Origin of the sequence: Candidatus Neomicrothrix sp. (assembly GCF_035329545.1) — a bacterium.
Taxonomy (GTDB): domain Bacteria; phylum Actinomycetota; class Acidimicrobiia; order Acidimicrobiales; family Microtrichaceae; genus Microthrix; species Microthrix subdominans.
Genome location: NZ_DAOLGP010000005.1, coordinates 115,549 through 129,751, shown reverse-complemented (window position 1 = coordinate 129,751; position 14,203 = coordinate 115,549). Strand labels below are relative to the sequence as shown.

11 protein-coding genes are annotated in these 14,203 nt (G+C 68.3%); 8 read left to right on the top strand and 3 right to left on the bottom strand.

Going from position 1 to position 14,203, the window contains the following annotated elements; translation table 11 throughout:
- Window positions 1–34: 34 nt before the first annotated feature.
- From PKD89_RS04740 to PKD89_RS04720, 5 genes are all read left to right on the top strand, one after another.
- The gene (locus PKD89_RS04740) at window positions 35–1,282 is read left to right on the top strand and encodes an NlpC/P60 family protein (RefSeq protein ID WP_289010674.1); all 1,248 of its coding nucleotides are present in this window, start codon (window positions 35–37) and stop codon (window positions 1,280–1,282) included.
- 392 nt (window positions 1,283–1,674) lie between these two features.
- A complete protein-coding gene (locus PKD89_RS04735; RefSeq protein ID WP_289010675.1) occupies window positions 1,675–3,093 on the top strand; it encodes an NlpC/P60 family protein in 1,419 nt (472 codons plus the stop codon).
- A gap of 190 nt (window positions 3,094–3,283) precedes the next feature.
- Window positions 3,284–5,614, top strand: coding sequence for a DNA helicase PcrA (pcrA, locus tag PKD89_RS04730; RefSeq protein ID WP_287380108.1), 2,331 nt, complete (start codon window positions 3,284–3,286; stop codon window positions 5,612–5,614).
- Window positions 5,611–7,182 carry a class I adenylate-forming enzyme family protein gene (locus PKD89_RS04725; protein WP_289010676.1) on the top strand — a complete coding sequence of 524 codons (1,572 nt, stop codon included), beginning with the start codon at window positions 5,611–5,613 and terminating at the stop codon, window positions 7,180–7,182. Before pcrA ends, PKD89_RS04725 begins: the two co-directional genes overlap by 4 nt.
- Before the next feature lie 68 nt (window positions 7,183–7,250).
- Entirely contained in the window at window positions 7,251–8,189 is a 939-nt protein-coding gene (locus PKD89_RS04720) for an LLM class F420-dependent oxidoreductase (protein WP_287380112.1), read from the top strand.
- A 3-nt stretch (window positions 8,190–8,192) separates the two neighbouring features.
- Here the strand turns inward: PKD89_RS04720 and PKD89_RS04715 are convergent, their stop codons facing one another.
- The gene (locus tag PKD89_RS04715) at window positions 8,193–8,744 is read right to left on the bottom strand and encodes a hypothetical protein (RefSeq protein WP_287380114.1); all 552 of its coding nucleotides are present in this window, start codon (window positions 8,742–8,744) and stop codon (window positions 8,193–8,195) included.
- 179 nt (window positions 8,745–8,923) lie between these two features.
- Between PKD89_RS04715 and PKD89_RS04710 the strand changes: the two genes are divergently transcribed.
- Window positions 8,924–9,700: an alanyl-tRNA editing protein gene (locus PKD89_RS04710; protein ID WP_287390364.1), complete on the top strand. Its 777-nt coding sequence runs from the start codon at window positions 8,924–8,926 to the stop codon at window positions 9,698–9,700.
- A gap of 97 nt (window positions 9,701–9,797) precedes the next feature.
- On the opposite strand, the gene PKD89_RS04705 is transcribed toward PKD89_RS04710, so the two are convergent.
- Together PKD89_RS04705 and PKD89_RS04700 are read right to left on the bottom strand one after the other, a co-directional pair.
- Complete coding sequence (locus PKD89_RS04705) at window positions 9,798–10,571, bottom strand: SDR family NAD(P)-dependent oxidoreductase (protein ID WP_289010677.1); 774 nt, start codon at window positions 10,569–10,571, stop codon at window positions 9,798–9,800.
- 321 nt (window positions 10,572–10,892) lie between these two features.
- Window positions 10,893–11,831, bottom strand: coding sequence for a type IV toxin-antitoxin system AbiEi family antitoxin domain-containing protein (locus PKD89_RS04700; RefSeq protein WP_324332288.1), 939 nt, complete (start codon window positions 11,829–11,831; stop codon window positions 10,893–10,895).
- 303 nt (window positions 11,832–12,134) lie between these two features.
- On the opposite strand from PKD89_RS04700, the gene sucC reads away from it, so the two are divergent.
- Together sucC and sucD are read left to right on the top strand one after the other, a co-directional pair.
- Window positions 12,135–13,280 (top strand): ADP-forming succinate--CoA ligase subunit beta, encoded by a 1,146-nt coding sequence (gene sucC / locus PKD89_RS04695; protein WP_289012310.1) that lies wholly within the window; start codon window positions 12,135–12,137, stop codon window positions 13,278–13,280.
- A gap of 23 nt (window positions 13,281–13,303) precedes the next feature.
- The gene (gene sucD, locus PKD89_RS04690; protein ID WP_287390358.1) at window positions 13,304–14,200 is read left to right on the top strand and encodes a succinate--CoA ligase subunit alpha; all 897 of its coding nucleotides are present in this window, start codon (window positions 13,304–13,306) and stop codon (window positions 14,198–14,200) included.
- Window positions 14,201–14,203: the final 3 nt, after the last annotated feature.

Below are 14,203 nucleotides of genomic sequence, written 5' to 3'. Positions count from 1 at the left end.
ACCTCGCTTCTCGACGCGACGTGCGATGGCCGGCATGTTGGCAGCGATCACGGTCCCCGTCATCCCCCTCCTCGCCTCCGGGTCGGTGGGAGCGCAGGATTCCTCGGATCTGGCCGCTCAGGTCGACCGGATTCAGGCCCGCCGCTCCGAGCTTGACGACAAGCTGTCGATCCTCGATGAAGAGGCCAACCAGGCCAAGCTGAAGTTGGCCGACCTCGAGAAGCGGGCCGCCACAAACCAGGCCGATGTGGACTCGGCCAAGGGTGAGATGGCCGGCGCCAGCAAGGACGTGCGCTCCTACGCGATCAAGACCTTCACCGCCAGCCCGGGCACCGAGATGATGGGCGGCGAGGTCGACCCCAACTCGGCCCTCGTGCGTCGCACGCTGCTCCAAACCGCTCGCGGTAACCGCGAGGAGGCGATCGACCAGGTGCGCGCTGCGCGCAGCGACCTCGCCACCAAGCAGAGCTATCTCGATGACACCTCAGAGGAGATCGCGGCCCAGAAGGCCAAGGCCGACAAGGCTCGTGAGGAGACCAAGCAAACCGAGTCCACGCTGGCCAAGGAAGAGCAGCAGGTGAAGGGCGCCCTCAAGGAGGCGCTTGAGCGCGAAGAGGCCGCCCGTCAGGCTGCGGCCAGAGCCGAGGCAGAGCGTCGTCAGGCCGAGGCGGAGGCCAAGGCCAAGGCCGAGGCGGCGGCCCAAGCCGAAGCCTCCGCTGCGGCTGCTGTCCAGCGGCAGGCCGTTCGCGCCGCGGATTCGGGTGGGTCCTCCGGCCCGTCCGGTGGGTCGTCCGGCGCAACCGGTGGATCCTCCAGCGCAGCAGCCCCCTCGTCGGGTGGATCCTCCGGCCGCTCCAGCGCAGCGCGTGCGCCGGCGCCCGCCCCGGCCGCCGTCGCCCCCTCTGCTCCGGCGCCCCCGCCGAGCCCCCCGTCCGGCGGTGGAAGTGCCGTCGCAGCGGCCCTCTCCATGCGCGGCACGCCCTACCGTTGGGGCGGCGAAAGTCCCGGTGGCTTCGACTGTTCCGGGCTCGTCGTCTGGGCCTTCCGACAGGCCGGCCGTGGTGGCCTGCCCCACTCCTCGGGAGCGCTGGTCGGCATGGGTCGGCGCATCAGCGTCGGTGAACTGGTGCCGGGTGACCTGGTGGCCTACGGCTCGCCGGTACACCACATCGGCATCTACATCGGTGGCGGCCAGTACGTCCACGCACCCCGCACCGGCGACGTGGTCAAGGTTGCTTCGATCTACCGGAGCAACGGTGCGCCCATTGCGGTTCGCATCTGATCGACGCTAGGACCCGGTGCTGCCTCTGGCCGAGAGCCGAAGCGACTGACGTCCCGAACCCGATATGCGCCGACCTGAACTCGATCTGCCCGACCTGAGCGGTCGGAATCGGTGTGGCCTCCCCGACCGTTCCCGAGCCGAGTTTCCGTCATGCGCTCAGCGATCACGTGGCGCTGTTCACGCCACCTCCTGGTTCATTCTCCGATGGAACGGACCGGGTGTCGGGGCCCGGACCGTAGCCGGCCGGATGTGTCAACTGCGGCACATTTCGACACCTACTTGTAACAATCGTCATCGTCTGGCAAGCTAGGCGGATGCGGCGGAACGCTCCCCTTCCCCGGTCGCGGGTGAACTCACCCGATCGTCCCTCCCTCAAACGTGTGCTGACCGTCTTGGCAGCCACCCTGATGGCCTCGTCCGTGGTCATCGTTGCCACGCCGGCTTCGGCACAGGGCAACGACTCACGGGAGCTGGCCGCCCAGGTGGACCGCATCGTCGCCCGGCGTGCCGATCTGGGCGAGAAGATTTCGGTTTTGGAGGAGCGGGCCAACTTGGCGAAGGCCGAACTGGTCGACATCGAGGCTCGGTCCAAGGTGACCGAAGCGGATGTGTCCTCGGCTGAGAAGTCGATGAAGGACGCCCAGGGTCAGGTGAAGCGTTACGCAGTGCGGGCCTTCACCGGTGGCCTGGGGACGGGCAATGCCTCGGCCCAGGACAACCCGACAGATGCGATCCGCTCGCGCACGTTGTTGGCGACGGCCCAGGGCAACCGCGAACAGGCGGTTGAAGAGGGGCGAGCCGCCCGGTCCGACCTCTCCTCCAAGCAGGAGCTTCTCGACGAGACCGCCGTTGCCAAGGCGACGGCCCGCGAGCGCATCGAGTCGTCGCGTGCGGAGATGAAGACGGTCGAGGGGGAACTCGCTGCCAGCGAGGCTCAGGTGAAGGGCGACCTGGCCGAAGCGTTGGAACGCGAGGAACGCCAGCGCTTCGAAGCCGAGCGGGCCGAGGCCGAGCGGCGACAGGCCGAGGCGGAAGCCCAGGCTCAGGCCGAGTCGCAGGCAGAGGCGGACGCACAGGTCCAGGCCCAGGCCGAAACCGCCGCCGGAGCAGGGGAGACAGCGGCTGGCGAGAGCGCCGAGACCGAGGATGGCGAGTCGGCGGCCTCATCGTCGGGTGACGGTTCTGGGTCCGCCGCCGATACGTCGCCTGCGCCCACGCCGACGGCGAAAGCCAAGGCCAAGCCCAAGGCGGGATCGGCCGCCAAGGCATCACCGACGTCCAAGTCCAGCGCCCCGAAGCGAGCGGGAGCGGCAAGGGCTGTGGCCCCGGCGCCGAAGCCGACGGCTGCCCCGACCACTCGGGCACCGCGTCCGACGACCACGCGTCCGACGGCCCCGCCCCCCACCACGCCCAGGCCGGTAGCACCGCCACCGCCGCCACCACCGCCACCACCGCCCTCGTCCTCGGGGCAGCGGGCCGTGCAGGCTGCGCTCTCGATGAGGGGCACGCCCTACCGGTGGGGCGGCCAATCGCCCGGCGGCTTCGACTGCTCCGGTCTGGTGCTCTGGGCGTACGCCCAAGCAGGTCGCGGTGGCCTACCCCACTCGTCCCGCATGCAGGTGGCGATGGGCCGCCGCATCAGCGTCGGCGAGCTGGTGCCGGGCGATCTGGTCGCCTACGGCTCGCCGGTGCACCACATCGGCATCTACATCGGTGGCGGCCAATACGTGCACGCACCCCGCACCGGTGACGTGGTCAAGGTCGCCTCGATCTACCGCTTCAACGGTACCCCGATCGCCGTGCGTATCTGAGCGGAGCCCGACCTGCCCGGCAAACCGCCGGCAACCGTGGAGTGTGGAGTGCGCTGGGGGTTGCTTCGGGCTCCCGGCATCGCCGGCAACCGGGGGAGTGTGGAGTGTGCTCGGGGGTGCCTCCGGGCTCCCGGCTTCGGTGGCGGTCTCGTCGGTGAGTTGTCGGTCGGTCGCCATAGGATGGGCGGGTATGTCACCCCACCTCCTCGACGGCCTCAACCCAGCCCAACGGGAGGCGGTGCTGCACGGTGAGGGGCCACTGCTGGTCGTGGCGGGGGCCGGCTCGGGCAAGACCCGGGTGCTCACCCACCGCATCGCCCGGCTGATCGAGCAGGACAACGTGTCGCCGTTCGAGATCCTGGCGATCACGTTCACCAACAAAGCGGCCGACGAGATGCGCTACCGGGTGGGCGCGCTCGTTGGGCCGGTCGCCCAGAAGATGTGGGTGTCGACCTTTCACTCCGCCTGCGTCCGCATCCTGCGACGCGACGGCAGTCGGCTGGGATATCCGAGCTCGTTCACGATCTACGACCAGGCCGACGCCACCCGGCTGATCGGCTACGTCCTTCGCGACCTCAACATCGACACCAAACGGATGCCCGCCCGTTCGGTCCAGTCCCAGATCTCGCTGGCGAAGAACGAGCTGCGCACGCCCGAACAAATGGCCGAGGAAGCCGGCCACATCATGGAGCGCAAGGTCGCCGACGTGTACGCCGAATACCAGACGCGTCTGCGGGCTGCCGGCGCGATGGATTTCGACGACCTCCTCGGCGTGACCGTCGAGCTGCTGCGCACCGAGCCCGACGTGCTCGAGCAGTATCAGCGACGGTTCCGCTACCTGATGGTCGACGAGTACCAGGACACCAACCGGGTGCAGAACGAGCTGGTGATCCTCTTGGCGGGCGCCCACCACAACGTGTGCGTGGTCGGCGACTCCGATCAGTCGATCTACGCCTTTCGGGGTGCCGACCTGCGCAACATCTTGGAGTTCGAGTCGGCCTTCCCCGACGTCACCCAGATCGTGCTGGACCAGAACTACCGCTCCACTCAGAAAATTCTCGACGCTGCCAACGCGGTGATCGCCAACAACATGTCTCGCCGCCCGAAGGATCTGTGGACCGACGAGTCGGGGGGTGCCCAGATCGTGCGCTACGTCGGTGACGACGAGGGCGACGAAGCCCGCTACGTCGCCCAGGAAATCGCCCGCCTGGTCGACTCGGGCACGGTGAACTACCCCGACGTTGCCGTCTTCTACCGTGCCAACGCCCAGAGCCGCGTGCTCGAGGAGGCGTTGTTTCGCCAGGGGGTGCCCTACCGGGTGCTCGGCGGGACGCGGTTCTACGATCGACGTGAGATCAAAGACGCGCTGGCGTACGTGCAGACGATTGTCAACCCGGCCGACGAGGTGTCGGCCAAGCGCATCGTCAACGTGCCCAAGCGGGGCATCGGGGACACGACGATCGGTCGGGTCGACGCCTACGCACGGGCCCATTCGCTGAGCTTCGTCGAGGCGCTTCGCCACGCGGACGCCGCCGGGGTGTCGTCCCGGGCGCAGCGGGGTGTCGAACGGTTTCTGGAGATCATCGATGGCTTGGCGCCGACCGGCGACGGCGACGGCGACGGCGACGGCACGGGCACCGGGGGTGGGGGGTTGGCACCGGCTCCGCTGCTCGAAGACCTGCTCGAGCGCACCGGCTATATCGCCGAGCTGGAGGCCGAGCACACGATCGAGTCGGAGGGGCGCCTCGAGAACCTGGCCGAGCTGGTCGGCGTCGCCGCGGAGTACGACTCGATGCCCGAGTTCTTGGAGCAGGTCAGCCTGGTTGCCGACACCGACAACCTGCCCGACGAGGACGATCCCACCGCCGGGGAGATGGTCATGATGACGCTGCACTCGGCCAAAGGGCTCGAGTATCCGGTCGTCTTCCTCATCGGCATGGAGGAGGGCGTCTTTCCTCACATGCGCTCGATTGGCGAGCCGGCCCAGCTCGAGGAGGAACGTCGTCTGGCCTATGTCGGGATCACACGGGCGCGCGAGCGTCTGTACCTCACCAACGCCTGGAGTCGAACGTTGCACGGAGCCACCAACTACAACCCCCCGAGCCGGTTTGTGGGCGAGATCCCCGAAGAACTGATCGAGGATGCCGAGGGATCCTCGACCCGTGGTTCCCGCCGTCCAGGCACGTCGGGCAGCTGGTCCGGAGGTGGGCGGACCTCCCTCGCCGGCAGGGACGCGCGGCGAGAACGGGCCTCATCGTCGGGGGTGGTGGGGGTGCGCTCCATCGGCGTGGGTGCCGGATCGGGGTTGGGTCCACGAGCGGGCGCCGACGAAGGCCCCCGGTTGGGCGACGATTCGGGTTTGCGGGTGGGCGACGATGTGCTGCACGCCACCTTCGGTGAGGGGGTCATCCTCGACATCGAAGGCCGGGGAGACAGGGCGGAGGCGACGATCCGCTTTCCCAGCGAAGGCGAAAAGCGCCTGCTGTTGTCGTGGGCCCCGCTGGAAAAGGTGGGGCGATGATCGGGCCGATCATTCGTATGGGGCGCCGTCAGGCCGCGCGTGTCGCCATGGTTCGCTCCAGGCAAACGCTGGGCTCGCTCCTGGCACGGGCCGCGGCCGTCCACGGTGGCTCGGTGCTGGTCGACCAGGCCGCCGAAGCCCGCACGGGCGTTCCGGCGACCAAGCTGACCGTGGCCGGCGCCGCCAAGTTGGTTGACCGTTGGGCGGCGGCGCTGGTCGAGGACGACAAGATCAGCTCCGGCGACCGGGTGGTGCTGGCGATGCCCAACTCGGTCGAGCTGTTCCTGGCCACCCTGGCGGTGTCCCGGGCCGGTGCCATCCCGGCGCCGGTCAACGATGCGATGCGCGACGACGAGATCGCCCACGTCGTCCTGGACGCCAACGCGCCGCTCGTGATCCGCGGTGTGGACGAACTCGACGTGCTGGCCGAGCACCTGGGCGTGAGCGCCGGCCTCGGCGAGGACCGTGGCGCTGACGAGCGGGTGGCGGCGCTGTTCTACACCTCCGGCACGACCGGCAGCCCCAAGGGAGCTGCCCTCACCCACCGGGCGTTGGTCGGCGAGCTGAGCCGCCTGGCAGCTTTACCCGGCGGCCTGCTGATCTCCGAGTTGCTCATCGCTCTCCCGGTGGCCCACATCTTTGGCTTCGCAGCCCTGGCGGCGGCGGCCTCGGCCGGGGTGCCCGTGCGGTTCCGCCCCCGTTTCAGGCCGACCGAATGCCTCGACGACATCGAGGAGCGCCGCTCTGCGGCCTTCGCCGGCGTGCCGACGATGTACCGCATGCTCGAGGAGGCGGGGGCCGACATGCGCGACCTGTCGTCGATCCGTTTCTGGGTGTCGGGTGCCGACGTGATGCCGCCGGAGTTGGCGCACCGGTTCAAGCGTCGGGGCGCCGCCTTTGCCTTGCCGGGTCTGGGTTCGATCGGCGAGGCGACGTTCGCCGAGGGCTATGGCATGGTCGAGACGGGCGGGGGTGCGGCGGCCAAGTTGTCGCCGCCGTTCGTGCCCTTTGGCCTGGGTGACCAGCTGGGTATCCCGATGCCCGGCTATCGCTTCCGGGTGGTCGACGATGATGGGGACGAGGTGCGGGTCGGTGCAGTGGGCCAGCTGTTGTTGCGTGGCCCGGGCGTGCTCGAGGGCTATTGGAACGACAGTGCCGCCACCGAGGCGGTGCTCGACGCCGGTGGTTGGCTGTCGACCGGGGACCTTGTGCGGCGGGGGCCGATGGGGACCTTCTCGTTCCAGGGCCGGGCCAAGGTGGTCATCAAGTCGGGCGGTTTCTCGGTGTATCCCCCCGAGGTGGAGCGGGTGTTCGAACAGCATCCCGACGTTGTCGAGGCCGGGGTGGTCGGGCTTCCCGATGACACCTTGGGCGAGGTCCCGGTGGTGGGCCTGCGGATGGCGAAAGGTGCCACGTCGACCCCCGATGAGCTTCTGTCGTGGGTGGGGGAGCGGCTGTCGACCTACAAGGTCCCCCGTCGGGTGTACTTCGTCGACGATCTGCCCCGCACCGGTACCAACAAGTTGCAGCGGGACGAGCTGATCGAGCGCTTGTTGGATCTCGACTGATCGACCCTGGTCCGAGGTCGGGCGTGCCGGCCGTCGCAGCCAGGAGATGGTCACGGTACGTTGCAGACATGGAACTCCGCATTTTCACCGAGCCTCAGCAGGGCGCCTCCTACGACGACCTTCTCGGGGTGGCGATCCGGGCGGAGCGCCTGGGTTTTGGGGCCTTCTTTCGAAGCGACCACTACGTGGCGATGGGCGACGGCTCGGGTCTGCCGGGCCCCAGCGACGCCTGGATCACGCTGGCCGGCCTCGCACGCGACACCTCGACGATCCGGTTGGGCACGCTGGTCACCTCGGCCACGTTTCGCCTGCCCGGCCCGTTGGCGATCTCGGTCGCCGGGGTGGACGCCATGTCGGGCGGTCGGGTGGAGTTGGGCCTGGGCAGCGGCTGGTTCGAGGACGAGCACGACGCGTACGGCATCCCATTTCCGTCGCTCGGTGAGCGCTTCGACCGGTTGACCGAGCAGCTGGAGATCATCACCGGTTTGTGGGCCACCCCAGCGGGGGAGACCTTCGACTTCCATGGCGACCACTATGCGCTGACCGGATCCCCGGCGCTTCCCAAACCGTGGCAGAGCCCACCGCCGGTGATCGTCGGCGGTGCAGGGCCGAAGCGCACACCCAACCTGGCTGCACGCTTCGCGGCCGAGTACAACACCCCGTTTCTGGGCCTCGACGACGTGGTCGCGGCCAACGAGCGGGTCGACCGAGCCTGCGAGAGCCTCGGGCGTGACCCGTCAACCCTGGTGCGCTCGGCCGCCCTGGTCGTGTGCGTCGGTGGTGACGAGGGCGAGTTCGAACGCCGCGCCCAGTCGATCGGACGTGAGCCCGGCGAGCTCCGCGAGAACGGCGTGGCGGGGTTGCCCGCCGAGGCGGTTGAAACCCTGGGTCGCTTCGCCGGGGCGGGAATCGAGCGGGTGTACCTGCAGGTGCTCGACCTGTCCGACCTCGATCATCTCGACCTGATCGCCGCCGAGTTCCCCTCCGGGGTCACGCCCCCGAAGTAGGGCTCAGGGTGCGGTGGTCGTGGTGGCCTCGTCGCCGGAATCATCACCCAGCTTGACGAACAGGATGCCGTCATCGGAGACCTCCCACGGAAGCTGCTTCAGCCCGGCTCCGTTCATCGGGAACGTCGCGTCGTCGCAGCGTTCGCCGGACGAGTCCTCGGACACCGACCCCTCGTCCGGGTTCTCGGAGACGAACACCTGGGCATCGCGGTCCCAGCGGAGGTAGCAGCCGTCGGGGGCACCCGGCGCCCTGGCCTCGAAGATCGCCCAGCCAACCTCGGGCTCGGGGCCCTCGTGGCTGACCATGATGGGGCGGTCCTGGCCTCGGCCCGACACGTCGGGAAGGAGAAACGGGCCCGTCTTGGCGATCACCTGTGCCCGCTCTGCAGCGGGGCCCAGCGCAAACTCGTCGGTGCCCAGGCTGACCGTGGCCGGTTCGCCGCTGCCGCCCTGCCCGAACAACACGAGGACCAATGCCAGTCCGGCGCCGACCATCAACAGAGCGATTCCGGCCGTTCTGAACTGGTTGGACGTGCTGCGCTGCTCGACCGGCATGTTGCTCCCAACGTTCGGCGGGCGGGTTCGGGCGGCCCAGTCTGCCCGCTGGTGCCCTGCCGCGGAACTCGGCAGTGGAACTCGGCAGTGGAACTCGACAGAGGTGGGAGCTCGATGGGCCGTCGCAGCGTGCGCTCCGTCTGCAAGGGTGGCGGTGCCGTCGACATTACTGAGGACAGATGACCGAACGCTCACACCAGGACGCCATCGCAACCGATCAGCTGTACCTGCGCGACGCCTATCAGCGCACGATGGATGCGGAGGTGGTTGCGGTCGACCACGACCGCGTGGCACTCGACCGCACTGTGTTCTACGCCACCGGTGGTGGTCAGCCCCACGACACCGGGATCCTCGCGGCCGATGGTGCCACCTATTCGGTCACCGACGTCCGCAAGGACGGGCCGTTCGTGTGGCACACCCTGGAGCCGAGAGGTGAGGAGGAGAAGGCCGGGAGCGTCGATGGCCCACCGGTGCCGACCGTCGGCTCGGCCGTGACGGGCACGCTCGACTGGGACCGGCGACACGCGTTGATGCGCACCCACACCATGTTGCACGTCATGGGCGGCGTCGTCTGGAACCGCTGGCAGGTGCCGGCCACGGGAGGCAACATGGAACCGTTGGCGGCGCGCATGGACTTCGAGTTCGGTCCTTTGCCCGATGGTTTTCGCGACGAGTTGACCGACGCGGTCAACGCCGAGCTGGCCGCCGATCGCCCCATCGAGGTGAGCTTTCTCGACCGCTCCGCGGCAGACGTCGACCCGGCGCTGATCCGCACCAAGGTCAACCTCATCCCCACCTCGGTTACCCGGGTGCGCGTGGTGGACATCGTCGGGCTCGACCGGCAGGCCGACGGTGGCACCCACGTGGCCTCCACCGCCGAGGTGGGACGCTTCGAAATTACCAAGACCGAATCGAAGGGCAAAGGCAACAAGCGACTGCGTCTCAAGGTGCTGTGACGCTCCCGCTGGGCGCTGTTGTGCGGGCCGACCTGACTGGTTCATCCGGCGCTGTCACTCCCGCTGGGGCGCTGCAGCGGTGGCCGAGCCAACAGGATTACCTGGTGCCGTTGCGCATCTCCTTGGTCCCGACCCGCCGCTGGATGACCTCGGACAGGCCCGGGGCCACGGTGGCCAACGTGGCGACTGCTCGCAACTCGGTCGGGGCCACGAATATCTCGGCCGGGTTGGTTCGTATGGCCTTCTCCACCGCCTGTGCGACTTCGACGGGTGACTTGGTGCGTACGCCCCTCGGGAGTTCGACATCGTTGTTGGCGAACATGCCGGCGTCGCGGATGAAGCCGGGTTCGACCACGGTGACACCGATGCCGTACTCCTCCAGGTCCTGGCGTAGCGACAGCCCGAAGCCCCTCAGGCCGAACTTCGTGGCGTTGTACAGGCAGGTGTCGGGGGTGGGGGCGATGCCTGACAGCGACCCGATCAGCACGAGCTGTCCCGGGCGACCGGCGGCAATGCAGGCCTGGGCGAAGGCTCCGCTCAGCACCATCGGCGCTCGCAGGTTGACGTCGATCGCGCCGTCGATCGCCTTGACGCTCAGCTCGGAGCCGCTCGCCTCGCCGCCCACTCCGGCGTTGGCGATCACGACATCGAACTCGCTGACCATCTTGGCCAGCCGCTGCACATCGCTGCGCTTGGACAGGTCGGCCTCCACCACGGTGCCTCGGGTCTCGTCGGCCAGCGAGTCCAGAGCTGGGCGATTGCGAGCGGTCAGCGTCAATTGAGCGCCGTAGCGGCCCAGGCGTCGAGCGATCGCCTGCCCCAGCCCGCCGCTGGCTCCGGTGAGCAGTACTCGGCTACCGGTTAGTTCCATGGGCGTTCCTGGCTTGTGTGGTGAGCGGAGGGTTGGGGTCGATCGGCCCGCAACCGGAGCTCTGGGTGGAGCGTTCGAGACGCCGAGGCGTGACATCCGCCGGTAAGGCGGGCTGGTTTCTCCGACTGTATCCGCCGTCTCGGAGCCTTGGCTCCCTCTGATGCTGTTCGCCCGGCCCGCCGTAGAGGGGCTCGGGCGGCCTGGGTTCTGGAGGGCTCGGACCCGGGACGTGGCTGATTGGGGGCCCAGGGCTTGGGGCTCGTGTCTTCGAGCTGAGCAACCCAGGTGCCCAGGAGGGGTGTCAGGTTTTGCGAGGAGCCGTCAGGCGGAGGTGGTGGCAAGTGCGGCGCGCACCTGGGCCACCAGGCGTTCGGGATGCTCGGTGTAGTCCCACCATGTGAACAGCAGCACCTTCACGCCGAGCAATTCGAGGCGGTTGCGCGCCCGCCGGTCCCCGATGAACGTGGCACGATCCAGGTGGTGGGCAAGGGAGTCCAGACCGATCGCCAGCACGCCGGGGTACGCCAGGTCCACCATCTGGATGAGTCCGTCGTCGTCCCAAAACTGATGCTCGAGCAGAGGCTCGGGCAGACCCGCACCAACCAACAGGTCGGCCACCATGCGGCTGAAGTCGCTCATCGGTACCCGCTGGTCCTCCGCATACTCCCCCAGTACCTCGCCGAGGACGGTCCGCCCGGCGGTCCCGGGAGGGGTCTCGTGATGAAACCGGGCCAGCGACGTCAGCGAGGCATGGTGCTCGCGGATGAGCTGATCGACAACCGCTCGAAGCCGGGCCCGGGGCAACATCGAAGCAAGCTGGCCGACGAGCACCTCGGGGCCGACGACGCCGATTTGGTCTCTCGTCGTGTGCTCGCCACGATCCCAGCGTCGGCTTCGTCGCACCTTCACGCCCTCGGGACGGACCCGCCGTTCGAACGGCACCAGTACCTCCGGCTTCGACGCCTGGAATCCCTCCAGCTTCCAGAGCACCGCCGCCGACCGGTGGGAGGCAACGCCCCCGGTGGCTCGGGTGGCCCAGTCGATCCGGTGGGTCCAGGTCAGCGGCCGGTCGGCCATGGCGTACCAGCCACGCCCCACCCGCAGCAGGCCGCCAGCCGAGGCGCGCTGACGGAGGGCGTCGCCGCTGATGCCGAACCGCTCAGCGTCCGCAGCGCTGAACACCCGGTACTGCCGGGCGAGGGCGACCCAGCGTCGGTCGCGGGTCGCCGCCTCAAGGTTCGGACTCGATGCAGTCGCCACTTCTGCATGGTGGGGCAGCGGGCTCCGTTCGCCCACGGGTTGCCGCACCCGTTGACGGAGGTGTGGAGCAGAGGTGTGGAGGTGTGCCGATGAAACTCACCGGCACACCTCCACACCTTCGCTCCACACCTTGTCGCAGTTTCGGGGTTGAGCGTCACCTTGTCGCAGTTTCGGGGTTGAGCGTGACCTTGTCGCAGTTTCGGGGTTGAGCGTCACCTTGTCGCCGTTTCGGGGTGGGCCCCGGAGGGGACCGGAACGCGGGCCGTGTTGCCTTTCATGAGGCCTTCCTGGGAGGCTCGGGCCGTGGACCTCTTCGAATACCAGGGCAAACAGTTCTTCGGCTCGTTCGACATTCCGGTGTCGGCGGGCGAGGCGGTCACCACCGTCGACGATGCCGTGGCGGCAGCCGAACGGCTGAACACCTACCCGGTGGTCGTTAAGGCACAGGTGCAGGTGGGCGGCCGTGGCAAGGCCGGCGGCATCAAGTTGGCCAACGACGCCGACGAGGTCCGCACCTATGCCTCCGACATCATCGGCATGGACATCAAGGGCCACACCGTCAACGTCGTGTGGATCGAGGTGGCCTCGGACATCGCCGAGGAGTACTACGCCAGCTTCACCCTCGACCGTGCCAAGAAGGCCCACCTGGGCATGCTCTCCGCCGAGGGCGGCGTCGAGATCGAAACGGTTGCCGAAGAGAACCCCGATGCCATCGCCAAGATCTGGATCGACCCGGTCGACGGCCTGGACGAGGCGACCATCCGGGACTGGGTGGCTGCCGCCAACCTCAACCCGGACGCCACCGAGGGCGCGGTCGACATCCTCGCCAAGTTGTACACCGCCTATGTCGACGGCGACGCCGACCTGGTGGAGATCAACCCGCTGATCCTCAAGCCCACCGGCGAGGTGCATGCACTCGACGCCAAAGTCACCCTTGACGGCAACGCCGACTTCCGCCACGAGTGGGATGCCTACGCCGCCACCCAGGAGCGCGACGAGCGCGAAGAGGCCGCCCACCAGGCCGGCCTGGAGTACGTCGGCCTCGAGGGGTCGGTGGGCATCATCGCCAACGGCGCAGGTCTGGCGATGAGCACGCTGGACGTCGTCAACCAGGCTGGCGGAAAACCCGCCAACTTTCTGGACGTCGGGGGCGGAGCCGATGCCGACAAGTTCGTCGCGGCGCTGACGATCCTCGACAACGACCCCCGGGTGAAGTCGATCTTCATCAACATCTTCGGCGGCATCACCCGCGGCGAGGAGGTGGCCAATGGCATCATCGAGGCAGCCGGCCGCATCGACCTCTCCCATCCGATGGTGATCCGCCTCGACGGCACCAACGCTGACGAGGGTCGCGAGCTGCTCAAGCCACACCTGAGCGACAAGTTGCAGATGGAACCCACCATGCTGTCCGCCGCCGCCAAGGCCGTCGAGCTCGCCGCCAGCGCCTGAGCTACTGGAGACCTGAACCCACCATGAGCATTTTCGTCGATTCCAACACCAAGGTCGTCTACCAGGGTCTGACCGGTTCAACCGGTCGGTACTACGGCCTGCTGAACCGTGACTACGGCACCAACGTCGTCGCCGGCACCAACCCCAAGAAGGCGGGCACCGACGTCGATGGCATCCCCATCTTCGCCACGGTGGCCGACGCCGTCGCTGCGACCGGCGCCGATACCTCGTGCATCTTCATCCCGGCCCCCGGCGTGAAGAACGCCGTGATGGAGGCCGCCGAGGGTGGCGTCAAGCTGATCATCGTCATCACCGAGGGCGTCCCCGCCCAGGACGAGGCGTGGTTCTACAACAAGTTGAAGCGCGACTACCCGGACGTGCGCCTGCTGGGCCCCAACTGCCCGGGCATCATCAGCCCCGGCCAGGCCAACATCGGCATCACCGCCGGTCACATCGCCAAGGCGCCGGTCGACGGCGAGATCTCGGTGGGCATCGTCAGCCGCTCCGGCACGCTCACCTATCAGGCGCTGTACGAGCTGCAGCAGCAGAACATCGGCGTCACCACCTGCGTGGGTATCGGTGGCGACCCCGTGCCCGGCACCAGCTTCATCGACTGCCTGGAGGCCTTCGAGGCCGACCCGCAGACCTCGGCCGTCATGATGATCGGCGAGATCGGTGGCTCCGCCGAGGAAGAAGCGGCCGAGTACATCGCCGAGCACATGACTAAGCCGGTGGCCGCCTATGTTGCTGGCCAGACCGCTCCCGCCGGAAAGAAGATGGGCCACGCAGGCGCCATCGTCTCCGGAGGCAAGGGCACCGCAGCCGCCAAGATGGAGGCTCTTGAGGCCGCTGGCGTCAAGGTGGGGGCCAACCCGACCGAATGCGGCGAGCTGATGGTCGAGATCGTGAAGAACCTCTAGCTC